At 46.3% G+C, this 17,692-nt stretch carries 18 protein-coding genes and 1 pseudogene; 7 read left to right on the forward strand and 12 right to left on the reverse strand.

What is annotated here, in order from left to right; all coding sequences use genetic code 11:
- Positions 1 to 38: 38 nt before the first annotated feature.
- Positions 39 to 656 (reverse strand): YagU family protein, encoded by a 618-nt coding sequence (locus VR7878_RS08015; protein ID WP_077335046.1) that lies wholly within the window; start codon positions 654 to 656, stop codon positions 39 to 41.
- Between the two features lie 362 nt (positions 657 to 1,018).
- Here VR7878_RS08015 and VR7878_RS08020 point away from each other — a divergent pair, with 362 nt between their 5' ends.
- A complete protein-coding gene (locus VR7878_RS08020; protein WP_077335048.1) occupies positions 1,019 to 1,450 on the forward strand; it encodes a hypothetical protein in 432 nt (143 codons plus the stop codon).
- A gap of 191 nt (positions 1,451 to 1,641) precedes the next feature.
- Here the strand turns inward: VR7878_RS08020 and exaC are convergent, their stop codons facing one another.
- Positions 1,642 to 3,162 (reverse strand): acetaldehyde dehydrogenase ExaC, encoded by a 1,521-nt coding sequence (gene exaC, locus VR7878_RS08025; RefSeq protein WP_077335050.1) that lies wholly within the window; start codon positions 3,160 to 3,162, stop codon positions 1,642 to 1,644.
- Between the two features lie 281 nt (positions 3,163 to 3,443).
- On the opposite strand from exaC, the gene VR7878_RS08030 reads away from it, so the two are divergent.
- Positions 3,444 to 5,261 carry a sigma-54-dependent Fis family transcriptional regulator gene (locus VR7878_RS08030; RefSeq protein ID WP_077335084.1) on the forward strand — a complete coding sequence of 606 codons (1,818 nt, stop codon included), beginning with the start codon at positions 3,444 to 3,446 and terminating at the stop codon, positions 5,259 to 5,261.
- 13 nt (positions 5,262 to 5,274) lie between these two features.
- Here the strand turns inward: VR7878_RS08030 and VR7878_RS08035 are convergent, their stop codons facing one another.
- From VR7878_RS08035 to VR7878_RS08045, 3 genes are all read right to left on the reverse strand, one after another.
- Positions 5,275 to 6,147: a prephenate dehydratase gene (locus VR7878_RS08035; RefSeq protein ID WP_077335052.1), complete on the reverse strand. Its 873-nt coding sequence runs from the start codon at positions 6,145 to 6,147 to the stop codon at positions 5,275 to 5,277.
- Between the two features lie 98 nt (positions 6,148 to 6,245).
- Positions 6,246 to 7,001, reverse strand: a complete 756-nt coding sequence (locus VR7878_RS08040; protein WP_077335054.1) for a DeoR/GlpR family DNA-binding transcription regulator — start codon at positions 6,999 to 7,001, stop codon at positions 6,246 to 6,248.
- A 47-nt stretch (positions 7,002 to 7,048) separates the two neighbouring features.
- Positions 7,049 to 7,771: a glycerophosphoryl diester phosphodiesterase gene (locus VR7878_RS08045; protein WP_077335056.1), complete on the reverse strand. Its 723-nt coding sequence runs from the start codon at positions 7,769 to 7,771 to the stop codon at positions 7,049 to 7,051.
- A 221-nt stretch (positions 7,772 to 7,992) separates the two neighbouring features.
- Here VR7878_RS08045 and ugpB point away from each other — a divergent pair, with 221 nt between their 5' ends.
- The 5 genes from ugpB to VR7878_RS08070 all read left to right on the forward strand — a co-directional run bounded on the left by ugpB (position 7,993) and on the right by VR7878_RS08070 (position 13,004).
- Positions 7,993 to 9,300, forward strand: coding sequence for a sn-glycerol-3-phosphate ABC transporter substrate-binding protein UgpB (gene ugpB, locus VR7878_RS08050; protein WP_077335058.1), 1,308 nt, complete (start codon positions 7,993 to 7,995; stop codon positions 9,298 to 9,300).
- Between the two features lie 62 nt (positions 9,301 to 9,362).
- Positions 9,363 to 10,244, forward strand: coding sequence for a sn-glycerol-3-phosphate ABC transporter permease UgpA (ugpA, locus tag VR7878_RS08055; protein WP_077335060.1), 882 nt, complete (start codon positions 9,363 to 9,365; stop codon positions 10,242 to 10,244).
- Complete coding sequence (gene ugpE / locus VR7878_RS08060; RefSeq protein ID WP_077335062.1) at positions 10,244 to 11,092, forward strand: sn-glycerol-3-phosphate ABC transporter permease UgpE; 849 nt, start codon at positions 10,244 to 10,246, stop codon at positions 11,090 to 11,092. The genes ugpA and ugpE overlap by 1 nt, the downstream gene beginning before the upstream one ends.
- Positions 11,093 to 11,095: 3 nt before the next feature.
- The gene (gene ugpC, locus VR7878_RS08065; RefSeq protein ID WP_077335064.1) at positions 11,096 to 12,202 is read left to right on the forward strand and encodes a sn-glycerol-3-phosphate ABC transporter ATP-binding protein UgpC; all 1,107 of its coding nucleotides are present in this window, start codon (positions 11,096 to 11,098) and stop codon (positions 12,200 to 12,202) included.
- Positions 12,195 to 13,004: an HAD-IIB family hydrolase gene (locus tag VR7878_RS08070; protein WP_077335066.1), complete on the forward strand. Its 810-nt coding sequence runs from the start codon at positions 12,195 to 12,197 to the stop codon at positions 13,002 to 13,004. Before ugpC ends, VR7878_RS08070 begins: the two co-directional genes overlap by 8 nt.
- Positions 13,005 to 13,181: 177 nt before the next feature.
- Here the strand turns inward: VR7878_RS08070 and VR7878_RS08075 are convergent, their stop codons facing one another.
- The 7 genes and pseudogenes from VR7878_RS08075 to VR7878_RS08105 form a co-directional block, all read right to left on the reverse strand.
- A complete protein-coding gene (locus tag VR7878_RS08075; protein ID WP_077335068.1) occupies positions 13,182 to 13,676 on the reverse strand; it encodes a hypothetical protein in 495 nt (164 codons plus the stop codon).
- Between the two features lie 242 nt (positions 13,677 to 13,918).
- A complete protein-coding gene (gene lepB / locus VR7878_RS08080; protein WP_159440443.1) occupies positions 13,919 to 14,755 on the reverse strand; it encodes a signal peptidase I in 837 nt (278 codons plus the stop codon).
- 470 nt (positions 14,756 to 15,225) lie between these two features.
- Complete coding sequence (locus VR7878_RS21600) at positions 15,226 to 15,441, reverse strand: GNAT family N-acetyltransferase (protein ID WP_370737075.1); 216 nt, start codon at positions 15,439 to 15,441, stop codon at positions 15,226 to 15,228.
- Positions 15,368 to 15,712, reverse strand: a complete 345-nt coding sequence (locus tag VR7878_RS08085; RefSeq protein WP_370737076.1) for a GNAT family N-acetyltransferase — start codon at positions 15,710 to 15,712, stop codon at positions 15,368 to 15,370. Before VR7878_RS08085 ends, VR7878_RS21600 begins: the two co-directional genes overlap by 74 nt.
- 144 nt (positions 15,713 to 15,856) lie before the next feature.
- Positions 15,857 to 16,495: a LysE family translocator gene (locus VR7878_RS08090; protein ID WP_077335072.1), complete on the reverse strand. Its 639-nt coding sequence runs from the start codon at positions 16,493 to 16,495 to the stop codon at positions 15,857 to 15,859.
- 112 nt (positions 16,496 to 16,607) lie between these two features.
- Positions 16,608 to 16,958, reverse strand: a complete 351-nt coding sequence (locus VR7878_RS08095; RefSeq protein ID WP_077335074.1) for a DMT family protein — start codon at positions 16,956 to 16,958, stop codon at positions 16,608 to 16,610.
- 610 nt (positions 16,959 to 17,568) lie between these two features.
- A pseudogene (locus tag VR7878_RS08105) lies at positions 17,569 to 17,692 on the reverse strand (IS200/IS605 family transposase); the annotation flags it as partial.

The raw sequence follows: 17,692 nt of genomic DNA on the forward strand, positions 1-17,692 counted from the left end.
TATCGAGAGTGCCTCAAAAATTATCGGTGCGACAAGAATTAAGATGAACGAGCCGTTAATGGCACTTCCGGATCCGGTTCATGCGTGATGCGATTACGTAAATCACGACGAATAATTTCAATCGACCAGAACCAAATTAAATGGCCGACGATTTCAGAAACATGCTCATACCAAGGCAAGTCGAACACTGGTGGTGTCAGTCCCATCAGTGGGAAAGAGATCATATGGACAAACAGTTGTGCCAATGCTCCGGCAAGCAGCCCCTGCCATAGTTTAAAGACCGGGAACCGCTCGGTGACCACGCAATAACCAACAGCAAACACAATTGAGAAAATAATGTGTGTTACACCAACCCAATTGAAGGCATGTCCTGCAAAGGTATACACCGCACTATTGGGATCAACCATCCCTAACCAATCACGCAAAAAGACATAAGGTGGATTTAAAAAATTACGTGAGCAGTCGATCTGCTCAGCAACACGATTGAGTAATTCAGGGGCACAAGCCGCACTGAAAATATCATCGGGGCTACGAGGCGGTAACGGATGTTCAGCTCCCCATTTCACAAATGCAGAAACAATACCTGCAATCAGGCCAATGAATGCAGCAAGGCCATAACGCCGGCGAGCCGGATCAGATTGTTGAAGAATATTCATAACACCATCTCAAATTTTACTTAAAAATAATTACAAAACAATCAGTTATAAAACAAATTGGGGAAAACAACAATGCAAGAAGGGTTATAGCATCGATGCACATCAATGTACATCACAATTCTGATATAAGGATGTGGCAGGATAAATGATGAGCAATGCATACCAAATTACAGGGACAGGCACTATAACCATCATTAATATTTTCTTCTTGAGGTCACTTGGTCTATATACAATAAGTGATATATTAATTAAAGTTAGAGTCTGATTTTAAATATAAAAAAATCAACGTTCTGATTTAATTCTACGAATAAAACCAGATGACTTGGATCACCAATACAACAATCAAAATAGAGAAAAGCAATATGAAAAAAATTATTATTTCAAGTATCTTATCCTGTATCGCACTTCCGGCTTTCGCAGGTACAGCCAATATTACAGGTTGGTATGCCGATGCAAGCCCTTCTGTGGGTCATTCTTGTTTTACAGTTTCAAATACTTCCGGTGTACCTGCTGATGTGACAGTTCATTTATATAATCAAAACGGTGAAGAATATACAGAAAAACTGTCATCAACGATTTACATTACTGCAGTTGGAGAGACATATACCTTACCTGCACTGGCAACAAGTCGGTTCTGTACACCACCAACTTCTCAAGGCGGTCTGGGATTCGGAACAATAGAAGCACATGCTGCGAGTGGCTATCAGGGGCAAGTCAAAGTCGTTGCTAATGGTTGGTACCATAACAACGCTGTTGGTTTCTCAATTCCGGTCAACAATGGTCAGCCTTTCTAATCATTTTCTTCAATAAAATCCGCAAGCATATGAGACCCACCTCATTCACTGCTAGCCTCTGGTAGACAAGCAAGTCTAACACCATAAAAAAGCGCCTCTGAAACCAGAGGCGCTGCGTAAGCGTGCCAAACCTTCCTTAGATCAGCACAATCGGCTTCACAACATCTTTTTGTGAAGCGGGGAGACAAAATCTAGAAGAATCCCAATGGGTTGGTGCTATAACTCACCAATATATTCTTCGTATTCTGATAGTGGCCGAGCATCATCTTGTGCGTTTCCCGACCAATCCCTGATTTTTTGTAACCACCGAAAGCTGCATGTGCCGGGTAAGCATGATAACAGTTGACCCAAACCCGACCGGCTTCAATATTTCTTGCCATGCGGTACGCGAGATTGGTATCACGCGTCCAGACTCCGGCACCTAGTCCATACTCTGTATCATTAGCAAGTGCCAAGGCCTCAGCTTCATCTTTAAATGTCGTAACAGCAATCACCGGACCGAAAATCTCTTCCTGAAACACCCGCATTTTGTTATTACCGAACAGCATGGTTGGCTGAATGTAGTAACCATGTTCGACACTGCCACTTTGCTGTGACGCTTCTCCGCCAAACAAGACCTGAGCCCCTTCGTTACGACCGATTTCAAGGTAACTGATAATCTTGTCGAATTGTTCCTGTGACGCCTGCGCACCGACCTGCGTTTCAGTATCAAGCGGATTCCCCTGTTTAATGGTTTTCGCCCGCTCAATCACTTTATCGATAAACCGCTCATAGACCGATTCATGCACCAACACTCGGGACGGACACGTACAGACTTCACCTTGGTTGAAGAATCCCAGTAAAATCCCTTCGATACACTTATCCAAATACTCATCTTCGTAATCGAAAATATCAGAGAAATAGATATTGGGTGACTTACCGCCCAGCTCCACAGTCGATGGAATCAAGTTATCTGCCGCACATTTCAGGATATGGTTACCCACTTGGGTTGAACCGGTAAAGGCCAGTTTGGCAATGCGGTTACTGACTGCCAGCGCTTGGCCTGCTTCAGCCCCGTATCCGTTAACAATATTGATAACACCCGGTGGCAACAGGTCACCAATTTTCTCCATTAATACCAGTATAGACGTTGGTGTCTGTTCTGCTGGTTTTAATACCACACAACAGCCAGCCGCCAGTGCCGGTGCCAGTTTCCAGGCCGCCATCAACATTGGGAAGTTCCATGGAATGATCTGCCCGACTACCCCAATCGGCTCAGGGAAATGATAACTTGCTGTCGTGCTGTCCAGCTCTGCTGCCGAACCTTCCTGCGCCCGAATACAACCGGCAAAATAACGGAAATGGTCTACCACCAACGGCAGATCTGCTGCCAGTGTTTCACGCACAGGTTTACCGTTTTCCCATGCTTCAGCAACTGCCAGCTCTTCCAAATGAGCCTCAATACGATCAGCAATTTTCAGGAGCGTATTGGCTCGCTCTGCGACGGGTGTTGCGGCCCACTGAGCACGAATTTCATGTGCGGCATCCAAAGCAAGGTTGATATCGGCCTCCGAAGAGCGGGCAACCTGACAGTAAGGTTGACCGTTGACCGGAGAAATATTGTCAAAGTATCTGCCATCAACCGGTTTGACCCACTGCCCCCCAATATAATTGTCGTAATGGGATTTAAAATTGATGATGGCATCTGCTGTTCCGGGTTGCGCATAAATCATATGTCGTTCCTTCTGGCTTATTTTATTTTCACGTATTGGTTTTCACGTTCATGTCATTGTTTGTTTTGACATTGTTCAGGCGTTATTTTTTGCCTGTAATTTTCTGTGTAACGCAAATCACAGGCCAGCATGGAAAAACTTGTTGTTACTTTTTTGCAACACTATGATTAATAAAATATAACAACCATAATCCGTTGACGTCGGGGTAACCCGATGATTCTCTCCAAATTGTTCAAGTGTTACAAAATGGAACACGGTTCATGTGAAAGAGTGAAACAATGATGCAACATGTTCAATTTTCTGCCGGAGACTGGTTGACATCATCTTGGGATCGATGTCATCAGGCTGGTTTAAAACAGCGTAGACAGCCTGAGAATATCATCATGTCCAGTGCCGAGCTCAAAGCGCGAAAATGGTCGGTTAACCCGCTGATCCAAGCGGTCGAGAATTATGCGGTACCGTTGTTTAATCAGATGTTTGCTCACAGTGACAGCCGTCTGATCCTCACCGACCATGATGGGGTGATTCTGGCGAGCTGGGGACAACCGCGTTTTAAAGAACGACTCACCCAGATTGCACTCGATAACGGCGTCTGCTGGCAAGAAAGCCTTAAAGGTACCAATGCCATCGGAACCGCCATAGTTGAAGCCAGACCATTAACGATTATCGGTAATCAGCACTACGTGCATCAACACCAGTTTATTAGCTGCTCCGCCAGCCCGGTCTTCAACCATCAGGGGCAACTCATCGGGATTCTGGACATTACCAGCGAACAACAGCAACACGACCTCTCAACACAAATGCTGGTGCAGAACATGGTTCAGCAGGTAGAAAATCATCTGTTATGCAATATTCCCGACGGTGCGGTTAAAATCAATCTGGCCTGTGAAAAACACTTACTCAACAGTGGCTGGCAGGGCGTACTGATTACCGACACATCCGGCAAAATTCTCGCTCATAATCATATTGCCTTTCAGTTACTTGAACACCCTAACATTGTCGGTCTCTCCGTCGAGCATCTGTTACAACAGCAAGACCGTGCGCTGGTTTTTGAAAAACATACGCTCCAGTCGTCTGAAAAAAAATCCAGTGCGTTTCACTCAGCCAATGCGTTCACTACCTCGTGTGAACTCCATTTCGGTGATGACCGAATTGAGCAGGCCTGGCAACAGGCTCATAAACTGATCGATCAGGACATTCCTCTGCTGATTTTGGGAGAAACCGGGGTCGGTAAAAATGAATTCGTCAAAGCGCTACACCAGCACAGCTCACGACAGCATCGTCCGCTAGTGATTGTCAACTGTGGTGCGATCCCTAAAGATCTGATTGAATCCGAACTGTTCGGGTATGTTGCCGGTGCCTTCACCGGTGCCAGCCCCAAAGGCTATCAGGGTAAAATTCGCCAGGCACATCAGGGAATCCTGTTTCTGGATGAAATTGCAGATATGCCACTGGACGCGCAGTGTCGCCTGCTGCATGTATTACAAGAAAAAGAAGTGATACCTGTCGGGTCAGGTCAGAGTGAGCCGGTTGATATTCAGGTCATCGCAGCCACCCATAAGGATTTAACCGCAGAAGTCGAAGCCGGGCGATTCCGTCAGGATCTCTACTACAGGCTCAATGGGCTGGTACTCGAACTTCCCGCGTTGCGAGAGCGGCAAGATAAAGCACAATTAATTGAGCATATTCACCGCCAATATCGTCTCAATCAGCAACAGATTTGTCCGCAATTATTGCACGTTCTGCAAGATTATCGCTGGCCGGGCAATATCCGTGAACTGGATAATATGTTGAAAGTTACCTGTCTGCTCACCAGCGACGAACCGCTGTTAAAGCTGGCACATATTCCCGGTCATATCCTGAAATCGTTGACAATATCTGCATCGGCAGTCACAACGCCATCGATTCAATTGGCTGAGCCACCGCTTGAAGTCAGTGAAACATACCGAATGCCCGATTTGAAAACCACGGTAGAAAGTCGCCTGCTGCAAACCTATCAGGCAACTCAGGGGAATATCAGCCAGACCTCACGGTTACTCGGGGTCAGCCGTAATACCATTTATCGCAAACTCAAAACGCTCGGTATTTTGAGTTGCTAACCGGTTCAGACATTCAAAAACTCAACCGGTCCAGAACCCGGGCTTTCAAATAAGAACCGAGGCATTTCACTTTGCTGATCGCCTCGATTTCGGCCAGAGCCGCTGCGATGGCCGGGTCTTGGTAGTGCCCGTCTAAATCGATAAAAAAGTGATATTTACCGAATTGAGTGCAGGTTGGCCGGGAAATAATCGAGGTCAGATTGATTTTACGTCGGGAAAAAGAGGTCAAAATCTCCCCGAGAAAACCGGGATGATCATGCTCATCAACGACAATCAGGCTGGTTTTATAATCGGCTTGCGCATAATGAGTCTCCGGATAATGTTGAGCGGCAAACACCAAAAACCGAGTCTGATTATTCTCGTAGTCATTGACGTTTTCAATGACTGTATAAAATGTCTCTTGACGGGCGCTATCAGCCGGTACAATTGCAGCACAAGGCTGTGAGGATTGACGCGCCAGTGCCAGTGATTCGGTATTACTTTCGGTCAGAACAATCTGGCATGTCCCCAGTGATTCAATAAAACGACTACACTGTCCTTTCGCGACGAACTGAACAAATAATTGTTGAATCTCATGCAACGCAACCGAGCTCACACAAGCAAAACGAATCGGAAGAATGACTTCACCGATAACTTTGAGATCCGCATGAATCAGTTGATCAAGAACCGAGGGAATAAACCCCTCAGAGAAGTTTTCAATCGGCAACACACCGACATCACACACCGAACCTATCGCATCCAGAGCCCGTTCGATTGAAGAAAAATACGCCAATTCATACGGGAACATTGGTGCATCCACCGGCAGTGCTGACTGCTCGGTGATGTAACGAAGTGTCGCCGTTTCCGAAAATGTTCCCCGTGGCCCCAGTGTTGCAATTTTTCTCATGTCCTTTCCATACTCATCGTTCAATCACCGAAAATGAACCGGCAGTTTAACATAAAAGTGAGCACAAAAGACCCATGCAGTTGAGGAAGAACATCCGGTCAATCACCTGATGGCTTTGCGGTAAAAATAGTATCGAACCGGTCAAACGCAGCAACTTTAGCATTGGCTTTCCTTTGCCATTTCGCCTGACTGGCAACCAACCATGTTTGCTGTGAGTGATGAATGATAGCCTGACTGACAGCCGCTTCACGGAGTTCATATTCCATGGCAAACTCGGTCAACTCAGTATCCGACTGACCGCTCATCGGCGGTCGGGTGAAGCGACAAACCGCGGCACAACCAATGATGCCGATATCCGCAGAAAAACGTCCGAAAAGCTGGCTGACATTGTCACCGACGATATCACCGTCATGGCTGCGAATCCGCCCCTCCGGAAGCCAAATTTCCATATGTTCATTTTGAGACAGGATATGTGCCGCTTCAAAATTATTGGTCACCACACGCAGTTCCCGGTGATGCACCAAACGCTCGGCAATCAACGCAATGGTTGTACCAATTCCCAGAAAAATGGTACTGCCGTCAGGAATCAGCGCTGCGACTCGTTCAGCAATCTGCCGTTTTTCAGCCTGATCAGTCGCCTGACGCGATAAATAACTACGATTCGACAGGGTCGCCGGTAAACCGACACCACCATGATGTCGCCTTGTCAGTCCCATCGAACAAAGTGCGTTAATATCACGACGGATGGTCTGAGTCGTGACCGAAAAATGTTGGGACAGCGCATCAATAGAACAATACTCATCACGGTGAACCAGCGTCAGAATCTGCTCTTGGCGGACGGTTAAATCTTCCATCGTTTACCTATCAATATTTGTCAATGATTCATGTGCATCGATACGGTTCACTGTTTTTTATAAACATAACGGTGGGGTTTATCCGTAATCATCATATCCACTCCCCATTGCCAGTGCCCTTCAACCTCCAATGGCTGGTTCGGGGTATAACAATACAGTGCATAACCGCGCTGTTTAATCGCTGCTGCTTGCTGTCGGTTGAGATGACGGTAATCACAGTGAACACTAAAGGCACCTAACATCGTCAGAGTATCAAATGCATCAGCGGGCATGGTTTCCCACAATAATCCGCGGCGAATCTCAGGCATTATGTGTTGCATGGCAGCCAGCGCCGTGACACTGAAACTGGAGAACAACAGTTGTTCCTTAGCAATCCCGGCCGCATCAATCACTGCCGCAACCCGCTGGCAGAGCAAGGTTTCGTCATCTTCGGGATAAAGCTTTAACTCAATATTCAGGTTGATATGGTGCTGTTTGGCAAGTTGCAAGGTCGCTTCTAAGCTTGGTACCGTCTCATCACTGAATGTTTGATCAAACCAATGACCAGCCGAATATTGCGTCAGCTCGTTGAAGGTCAAATCTGCGATCTTACCGACACCGTCGGTACAGCGTTCTAATGTCTGGTCATGAATCACGACGGGGATTTGATCTGCGGTTAACTGGACATCCAACTCGATCCACTGGCAACCAAACGCAATGGCTTTTTTAAATGCGGCTAACGTATTTTCCGGAGCTTGACTCGAATACCCCCGGTGCGCCATGACTTGCATAATACTCTTCCTTACTGACATTTAGTGAAAGCAGCATTCCAAACCAATATGACGGTAAGATTGCGTTCATATGACAGATAATTGCGTTCAAATAAATTCATTTATTTGTCATTTAAGCGTCATTTTGCGTGCGTAGCGTTCATATGAACATAAATCGGGTAACTTCACGCCAAAGTGAATATTCGCTTGAATTTTAAATGAGAATGATAGGGAAAATTAGCATGATGCTTAAAAAACTCGTGGGTTTGACGCTTGCAACAACGCTGGTCAGCGCACCGGTCTTTGCCAAAACCGAAATTCAGTGGTGGCACGCAATGGGTGGCGCTTTAGGGAAAAAAGTCGATCAGATTGCTGCTGATTTTAATGCAAGTCAGGATCAATACGAAATCAAACCGGTTTACAAAGGAACGTACGCCGAGACAATGACCAGTGCCATTGCTGCTTTCCGGGCTAAAGAGCAGCCGGCAATTGTCCAGGTGTTTGAAGTCGGTACCGCGACCATGATGGGCGCAAAAAAAGCGATTTACCCGGTTTACAAACTGATGAAAGATACCCAAGAGCCGTTTAATCCGAACGATTATCTTGCTGCGGTCACCGGTTACTACACCACCAATGATGGCAAAATGCTCTCGATGCCGTTTAACAGCTCAACTCCGGTGCTTTACTACAACAAAGATATGTTTAAAAAAGCCGGCATTACTGCTCCCCCAAAAACATGGGATGAAATGGGAGAAGTATCGCAAAAACTGCTGCAATCGGGTGCCAAATGTGGCTTCACTACAACATGGCAATCCTGGATTCAAATCGAAAACTTCGCCGCGCGGAATAACATCCCGATGGCTACGCAAAACAATGGGTTTGGCGGTCTGACAGCTAAATTCGAATTCAACACCAAGCCTTTCGTTAACCATATTAACCAGATAGCACAATGGGCGAAAGACGGTGTATTCAAATATGGTGGCCGTCAGTCTGAAGCAATGCCACTGTTCTACACTCAAGAATGTGCAATGAGCATGGGCTCTTCTGCCGGACTCGCTGGAATTAAAGAAAACATGAAAGGGATCGATGTCGGTGTGGCTCAACTGCCTTACGACTCGCATATTATCAAATCTCCGCAAAATACCATCATCGGTGGCGCTTCACTTTGGGTACTCAGAGGTCATTCAAAAGCCGAGTACAAAGGGGTTGCGAAATTCTTTAACTACTTGTCCAGTGCCAAAGTTCAGGCAGACTGGCACCAGTTTACCGGCTACCTGCCGATCACCAAGCAAGCCTATGAGTTAACCAAACAGCAAGGATTCTACGCGAAAAATCCGGGAGCCGAAGTGGCGGTAACTCAAATGACGTCAAAGAAACCAACGGCAAACTCAAAAGGAATCCGCTTCGGTAACTTCCTTCAGACCCGTGACATTATTAATGAAGAGCTTGAGGCGGTCTGGGCTGGCAAAGAATCCGCTCAAACAGCACTCAACAATGCGGTTAAACGCGGGAATGCCCAGTTACGCCGCTTTGAACGTACACAAAAATAACCGGTTCTACATAAGCGGATCGGTTCGATCCGCTTTCATCTGAAATAAGTTTACTGATTATGATGTCATCGCAAGTGGTGTTTAAGCACCGGTGGTTACCGCTGCTGCTGATCGCACCTCAACTGTTTATTACGTTTGTGTTTTTTCTCTGGCCGGCCGGACAGGCCATTGTCCAGTCTACCCAGCTAGAAGATGCCTTTGGCATGTCCACCGAATTTGTCGGTGCTGAAAACTTCCTGCGGTTATTTACCGATAGCCATTATCTTGAGTCACTCGGTACTACTTTCGTGTTCAGCAGTGCGGTTGCTGTTTTAGCACTGGTCAGTGCGCTGGTGCTCGCGGGCGTGGCTGAAAGTGTTGTCCGGGGCGCACTGACCTATCGAACTCTGCTGATCTGGCCGTATGCCGTCGCCCCGGTAGTCGCCGGGTCATTGTGGCTGTTTCTGTTCGATCCGACCATTGGGGTGATCAGTCACTGGATTGATCAGCTCGGTATCGACTGGAACCCGAAACTGAACGGCACTCAAGCTCTGATCATGGTGGTGATTGCCGCGACATGGAAACAGGTCAGCTACAACTTTCTGTTCTTTCTTGCCGCATTGCAGTCGGTGCCGAAATCGCTGCACGAAGCAGCAGCCATTGATGGCAGCGGCCCGATTAAACGTTTTCTGACCATCAGCTTCCCGCTGATTACCCCGACCAGTTTCTTTCTTTTGGTGGTGAATTTTGTATATGCCTTCTTTGATACCTTCGCCATCATTCACGCGATGACCCAAGGTGGCCCAAGTAACAGCACCACAACCCTGGTGTATAAAGTATATAACGATGGGTTTATCGGGCTGGACATGGGCTCATCGGCTGCACAGTCGGTCATTCTGATGATCATTGTCGCCCTGCTCACCGTGGTTCAGTTTAAATATGTCGAGAAAAAGGTGACGTACTGATGGTTGAGAAAAGACCTTTATTCAAATTATTTTGCCACCTGACGCTGATTCTCGGCATTGCTTCGGTGGCATTTCCGGTCTGGCTGGCGATTGTCGCCACCACACACAGCAACGGTGAGTTCGCAACCGGCACGCCACTGTGGTTCGGAGATCTGGGACTGGATGTGTTCAAAGCACTGTTTTACTCACACGACAAAGTCAACGGCTCCAAATTTCCGCTTGCGCTAATGCTGACCAACTCTTTAATCATGGCACTGTGCATTACCGTCGGTAAGCTGGTGATTTCAATTCTGTCCGCTTATGCCGTGGTGTTTTTTCGCTTTCCGGGAAGAATGCTGGCCTTCTGGGTGATTTTTTTCACGCTCATGTTGCCGGTTGAAGTACGCATCATGCCCACTTTTGAAGTGATCACTGACCTGCACATGCTGAATTCGTTTTACGGACTGACGATTCCGCTGATTGCCAGTGCGACCGCAACATTTCTGTTCCGTCAGTTTTTTATGACCGTGCCGCACGAGTTAGTTGAAGCAGCACGGATTGACGGCGCCGGGCCGTGGCGATTTTTCTTTGACATTTTGCTGCCGCTGTCACGCACCAACATTGCAGCCCTGTTCGTGATTACCTTTATCTACGGCTGGAACCAGTATCTCTGGCCGCTACTGATTACTACAGATATCAAATACTACACCATCGTGATGGGTATCAAGCAGCTCCTCAACGTCAATGATGGCATTGTGGAATGGAACAAAATTATGGCGATTACCCTCATTGCAATGCTGCCACCGGTTCTGGTGGTCATCGGTATGCAAAAAGCTTTTGTGAAGGGTTTGGTCGATTCGGAGAAATAAATCATGGCGACGTTAACATTAACAGACATTAAAAAATCCTATCCAAACGGATTTCAGGCAATCCACGGGGTTGACTTAGCCATTAACGACGGTGAAATGGTGGTTTTAGTCGGACCCAGCGGCTGCGGCAAATCGACGTTACTCAGAATGATCGCCGGGCTCGAAGAAATCAGTGCCGGACAATTGATGATTGATGAGCAACCCGTTAACGATCTCGAACCGGGACAACGGGATATTGCGATGGTGTTTCAAAATTATGCGCTTTATCCACACATGTCGGTGTTCGACAATATGGCTTACGGGCTGAAAAACCGCAAAGTCCCCAAAGATGAAATCCGCGCGATGGTGACTGAAACGGCAACGCTGTTAGAGCTGGAGCATCTGCTGGAGCGCAAACCCAAACAGCTTTCCGGCGGGCAACGTCAGCGCGTCGCCATGGGACGTGCAATCGTGCGTTCGCCGAAAGTATTCTTATTTGATGAGCCGCTGTCTAACCTTGATGCAAAGCTGCGCGTGCAGATGCGTCTGGAAATCAAAAAACTTCAGCGCCGTTTACAGACCACCGCTGTTTATGTCACCCACGATCAAGTCGAAGCCATGACATTAGGTGATAAGCTGGTGGTGCTCAACAAAGGCAATATTGAACAGATCGGCACACCAATGGCGATATACCAACACCCGGAATCGCTGTTTGTGGCAACGTTTATCGGAGCACCGGCAATGAATATTCTGGATTGCCTCATCACTGCCGACGGGCTCAGACTGGGAGAGTATGAATTGCTGATGGACACCACCCGGTGGGAACTCGGTCAGGCCAAGCTGGGGATGCGCCCGGAGCATATTCAGATCGTCGGAGACAATCCGATGTTCGAGGCGACCATCGACATGATGGAATCCTTAGGCGCAGACTTATTACTGTACTGTCACATCTGCGGCAGTGAAGCGCAAACGCTGATTATCCGCGTGCATGGAGATCGGCAATTTGATATCGGTGAAACTTTAAGTCTGGCAATTGCTCCCGAACATCTTCATCTGTTTGATACGACCAGTGAACAACGCCTGCCCTCCCCCTTACCTGCCACTGAACAGAGCGAGCGAATGCATGGTTAGTCTGATGAAACAACTGACGGCAGAACGAGCCAAAAAGATAGAATGGTTACTTACCGATGTCGATGACACCTTAACGTGGCGCGGACGAATTCCGCCGGAGACGCTCGCATCCCTCGAACGGTTGCACCGCTCCGGTGTGAAAGTCGTTGCCGTCACCGGCGCTTGTGCCGGCTGGTGCGATCATATCGCCAAACTTTGGCCACTGTATGGGGTAATTGGGGAGAATGGTGCCTTCTGGATGATCAAAAATCGCCACGGTTTTCAAACCCATTACACCCAACCGCTTGAAACGATGCGTTTACGTCAGGAACAGCTCAGAGAAAAAATCGGTACAATTTTGGCAGATTATCCCGACGTCGATTTTGCCGCAGACCAAGGTTACCGAATCTGCGATGTGGCGATTAATTTGAGTCAGGATCGGATTCCGGTGGATAAGACCATTGCTCAGGAAATTACTCAGCGGATTCGTGGTTTAGACATCGATGGTGAGCCGGTCAATGTGATGCTGAGCTCGATCCATATCAATGCGTGGGTCGGAGAACACAGCAAACAACGCAGCGGTCAATCGTTTCTCCACCGTATGACTGAACAAGATGAGATTGATTTGGCAACCGTGACCTATGTCGGGGATTCACACAATGATGAGAGTATGTTCGCGTGGCTGCCACTGACTTTTGGCGTCAATAATATTCTCGCCATTATGGATGATTTAACCCACCAGCCCAGTTTTATCACCGAACGTAATGGTGGCTATGGGTTCTCGGAGCTGGCCGATAATTTATTGCAACTGCGGCGGATGTAGCCAAGCCGTCACCCCAGATAAAAACAAAGCTAACCCCCGGCTTCAGGACGTTAGCTTTGTCATTTTGCCATAACACTCCCGCCCGCCACCGTAAGTATCAACCAATCGCAAACATTGCATTCGATTGAGTGTTCATGAAGATTGAGCGCACGCGGCATCACGAATCCTTGTGATAACCTATATAAACTTAACGATATAATGTGTAATCGTAGCGCCACCTCGATAGCTCTCGACTGGTTTTCCATCTAAATAAAGTTCGGCGACACAACCGGTTATTTTTTCGTCACCACGTTGACGTTCTAAAATGAATCTCAATTTAAGATTTGCGTTTTCTGGTGGATTCATCTCAAGGTGTAAAGCACAGACACTGTCAAAACCGCCACCGCCTTGTAACAGTCTTATCGAGTAGTTCAATGTTTCATCAGCAGGAATCGTAAATGTATGGACAGGCTCATCAGGTTTAATGACTTGCTGACCACCCCAACTTTCATCGGGTGTGGCGATGTTAAACCATACGCTTTCATTCATTAAAATACTCTGCTTTTCTGCAAAGTTCGGCACTTCAACCGTGAGTTTTGCTGTCGAACCGGAAGCCGGGGCTGTAATCTTTGACACACAGCCAAATACACTGAAGGCAAGTGCAAAAACGATAATCAAATTGGTCAATTTCATTAATACTCCTTTGTCGGACGGACTGTGATCACGCTGCGCTCAAGTGTAACCGACTCTATCACTGCTTTTAGTTTTGATATGCTTGGTTCCACGAAAAACGACAACAAGACACAATCTGTCACATTTGAATATCTTGTCTGTGATTGAGCACTATCGTTCTATTCGAGATATTCACTATCAATTCAGGAATAAATACCCGCTAGATTGAATACGAAACCTATTCTTCTTTTGTCACCAATATCTCATGACTTAAAAATATAGCTCACCTCACCAACGATATTATCACTGGTGATATAACCCAAATGCCGGCTATCCACTGAGTTGTCACGGTTATCGCCCATGAAGAAATAACTCTTTGCCGGCAAGATGACTTCTTGCATATCTCCAGATGCTCTCATCCGGAGGTGTCGGATTGTGTATGTCACCCCATCTAACACTTGTTGATAGACTGTATGCCCCTCTTGCTGAGAGAGCTTTTCAGTTGTTAATGCGGAGCCGTTGAGTATGATTTGGTTACCGGTAATCGCCAGAGTATCCCCCGGCAGTGCAATTAATCGTTTCACAAAAATTACATCTTTCCCCGGTAGATAAAATGCATATAACTTACCTCGTTGCATTAAATCAGCAGACGATACGTCATCATTGATGAGTTTGATGCCATATGTTCCGTATGTACCATAGCCAAACTTTTTGACCAGCACATAATCTCCCGAATTGATTGTCGGCGCCATTGAAACAGAGGGAACGACAAACGGCTCATACAAGAAAGCGCGAACGAGGAAAACGCTTGTGAAAAACGTGCCATAAATGGTCGGAATCCCCCACCACTTTGAATACCACGCCCGTTCACAAGAGAGATTGAAATGTCTTACCACCAGATAAGCATGAATCGGGCAGATCAGGGAGAAAATGGCGACATATGATGTTTGATATCGCCAATCCAATACTGATACCAGTACAGAAAGCAGCAAATAAACCCAAAAGAGTCTAGGCCGATTTAAATATAGAAATGTAAATGCCTGTAAAAATACACCTAAAAGAACGGCAACCCATGTTTTAGGCTTCCAATCAATATCCAAAGTGTTCTCCTTGATACGAGGATGAATCCCTCTCGCAGTGATGTATCCATATCAGATGATCACAACGGAAATAACTCAAGCGATTATAGATATCTGTCACCTGAGCTATTTCGATTCAATTTGGTCTCAATTGATCATAACTCTTATTTGAATAACAGTTGAGGTTGATACCTGATATTGGTGAGTGAATATGCAATATTCGACAGTCGGAAAACCTAGGTCAGGAGGCGATGACATTCCGCCTGTCCTGCGATGATTATTCTTGTGGTAGCATAATGGCATTCCCGACTAAATATGAGCCATCACAGTGGCTAATTTTAAACCGCACTTTTTTGCCAGCCATAGATGCAGCAAGACCAACTGACATAGCTCTGTCAGCTGAAAATAGTCTACCAAACCTCAGACTCTGTAAATACAAAAACCGACTTTAAACCTAAAATATCATGCGTAGCAAATCATAATTAAACAATTTATACCGCTACTTTTCGTTGCATGATATGTTGCGGGCCAGCGGGGCCGCTGAGATATAACTCGCCGGTATCTTCAAACCCACATTTACTGTAACAGTGATAAGCCGCTTTATTGCGACAGTTGACCGTTAATTGAAGAACTTCAAAATCTGGATAATATTGAGCCACGTAAGCAGGTAATAAGTTGATTGCCTGAGTTGCGATACCCTGCCCCACCCTGCCCCTGATAATGATGACCGACTAAAAGTGCTCTGATACCTAAAGCTTTTGAGTCACTGAAACCATATGTTTCTGTATATAATAAATCCAACAGAAAAAAGCCGACGACCTGACCGTTATCAATAATTAAATGAGGGTGCTCGTGCTCTTGTAACGATGCAATAAAGTCGCTAATTTGACTAACAGTAAACGCTGCCTGCTCAGGCCGTACACCCAGTAAATCAATTTCTGTTTTTCTTTTTTCGCTATATTTTTCTATTGAGATCATTTTTTACTCTAATGTTAAATAAACTATAAACTTAATTTAATGATTCAATGTTCTATTTAGGAAAGCTTTCGTACTTAATGGCTTGTATACTGGCCTTGAGACAACTAGCCGGCTCTGAACAGAAGGGCCTCACCTACTATCGCTTTATTTGGTACTCGCCGCCAGACGCACTCCCAAAGCAATGAATAAAGCGCCAAGGCTTCTATCCATCCATAAGCCGGCTCGCTTATTCGCCCTCAGAAAAGTTCCTAGTTTTGAGCCCACAACAATAAGCGGCGGTTCGATAAAAGCCGCAACCACAATAATCAAACTGCCATGCAATAACAGTTGAGCACTTGCGGAACCTGCACTTTCAACAACAAACTGCGGCAAAAAAGCAAGGAAAAACAGGGCAACTTTCGGATTCAGCGCTGAAACGAGGCCCCCCTGCCAATAGACTGACCTGATCCGTACACTGTCGCTTTGGTTTTCATCAGAGATAAAGGCGTCACCTTGCGAAAAGAGCATTTTGATACCCAACCAGACCAAATACACTGCCCCAACCCACTTGACCACTGAAAATGCTAAAGCAGATGTCGCAAGAACTGCCGACAACCCCACCCCGGCCATCACAACATGCAATAACGTGCCAGACCATATACCGAGCATTGCTGCAACCCCGTGCCGACGACCACTACGCAAGGTCTGCCCCAGAATGAAGGCCATATCCGGACCCGGAGAAAGGTTGAGCAATACCGCCGCAGATAAAAATGTCATCCAATGGATAATAGAGTAGTCAAACATACAGAACCTTCGTCGTATTGAATCGACAGCTCAGAAAGCTGAAGTCCATATAATATTGCCCCTCAATGATAGAGGGGCAATCATTCAATTGAAACCGGTAGGGATGCATTGATTATGCAAACCGGCTCCTAAACATAAAATATACCGCACCGACAAGACACAGCCCCGCCCATAAATAATCAAGTTTGAGCGGCTCTTTGAGGTACATAACTGAAAACGGCACAAACACCGATAACGTAATCACCTCTTGAATAATTTTCAGCTGACCGACGGTTAACACCGTGTAACCGATACGGTTTGCCGGAACCTGAAATAAATACTCTAAAAGCGCAATGCCCCAGCTCACTAATGCTGCGATGATCCAAGGCTTATTACTTAGCTCTTTCAGATGTGCGTACCAGGCAAATGTCATAAATACATTGCTACAAACCAGTAAACCGATTGAAATTAATATTGGATGCATTGTTTCTCGTTTTCCATCATGCCTAATAATTACGTTTTCGCCTTTAAAGTTGCGCTTGTTAACCCTTATGACACCAAAGCTTCAGTTGTAATTGCGCCTATTTTTACACCAAAACTCGATATATTAGGCAATATCGCATTATGATGAGCTCGAATTTGCTCACCTGATAAATGTGTTTTGCTTTGCGTTGTATGGGCGTTTGATACCAAATCCACAGAGTAACCCAAACCGGCATGAACCCTCTGGGCAGCATTTGTCGCTCATTTATCCAGCGTTAGGTCATGGTTCATGTAGGTCATGGTTCATGTAGATCGCTACACTTCACATGACCTGCCTTGACTAAATGTACGACAAATTGCTGCAAAAACCATCACGAAAGGTCAACAGCCCCTAGCAATAAAATCAGCATCTATGTTATAGCAAACTGCGACAGTAATTCCTACTTTCAATCACTTACCGGTCATAAAAAACACCGGATGCCCAATCGATGAACTTACAGGCATAAAAAAAGTATCCACCGGCATAGCCGGTGGTTTTTCATATGCGCCTATAAGGCTCTCCTACTAGCAGCGCCCTAGCAGGCGCGTAGTGATCTGACATTTGCATATGACTACTTCCTGCGGCCCGTAAACGGGCTACCTGAATACGGGATCGACAATTGCTCTCCCATTTTATCCTGCTCTAGTTGCTGCTTAATGTAATTTTGTATCTTGCTCGTATTTTTACCTACCGTA

The organism is Vibrio ruber DSM 16370 (genome assembly GCF_900163965.1).
GTDB classification, from domain to species: Bacteria; Pseudomonadota; Gammaproteobacteria; order Enterobacterales; family Vibrionaceae; genus Vibrio; species Vibrio ruber.

Coding starts and splice junctions, on each gene's coding strand:
- VR7878_RS08095 (WP_077335074.1), bottom strand. CDS start 16,958: ATGCATCCAATATTAATTTCAATCGGTTTACTGGTTTGTAGCAATGTA.
- VR7878_RS08040 (WP_077335054.1), bottom strand. CDS start 7,001: ATGGAAGATTTAACCGTCCGCCAAGAGCAGATTCTGACGCTGGTTCAC.
- ugpE (WP_077335062.1), top strand. CDS start 10,244: ATGGTTGAGAAAAGACCTTTATTCAAATTATTTTGCCACCTGACGCTG.
- VR7878_RS08075 (WP_077335068.1), bottom strand. CDS start 13,676: ATGAAATTGACCAATTTGATTATCGTTTTTGCACTTGCCTTCAGTGTA.
- VR7878_RS08020 (WP_077335048.1), top strand. CDS start 1,019: ATGAAAAAAATTATTATTTCAAGTATCTTATCCTGTATCGCACTTCCG.
- VR7878_RS08045 (WP_077335056.1), bottom strand. CDS start 7,771: ATGCAAGTCATGGCGCACCGGGGGTATTCGAGTCAAGCTCCGGAAAAT.
- exaC (WP_077335050.1), bottom strand. CDS start 3,162: ATGATTTATGCGCAACCCGGAACAGCAGATGCCATCATCAATTTTAAA.
- VR7878_RS08070 (WP_077335066.1), top strand. CDS start 12,195: ATGGTTAGTCTGATGAAACAACTGACGGCAGAACGAGCCAAAAAGATA.
- VR7878_RS08035 (WP_077335052.1), bottom strand. CDS start 6,147: ATGAGAAAAATTGCAACACTGGGGCCACGGGGAACATTTTCGGAAACG.
- ugpB (WP_077335058.1), top strand. CDS start 7,993: ATGATGCTTAAAAAACTCGTGGGTTTGACGCTTGCAACAACGCTGGTC.
- ugpC (WP_077335064.1), top strand. CDS start 11,096: ATGGCGACGTTAACATTAACAGACATTAAAAAATCCTATCCAAACGGA.
- VR7878_RS08015 (WP_077335046.1), bottom strand. CDS start 656: ATGAATATTCTTCAACAATCTGATCCGGCTCGCCGGCGTTATGGCCTT.
- VR7878_RS08030 (WP_077335084.1), top strand. CDS start 3,444: ATGCAACATGTTCAATTTTCTGCCGGAGACTGGTTGACATCATCTTGG.
- ugpA (WP_077335060.1), top strand. CDS start 9,363: ATGTCATCGCAAGTGGTGTTTAAGCACCGGTGGTTACCGCTGCTGCTG.
- VR7878_RS08085 (WP_370737076.1), bottom strand. CDS start 15,712: ATGATCTCAATAGAAAAATATAGCGAAAAAAGAAAAACAGAAATTGAT.
- VR7878_RS08090 (WP_077335072.1), bottom strand. CDS start 16,495: ATGTTTGACTACTCTATTATCCATTGGATGACATTTTTATCTGCGGCG.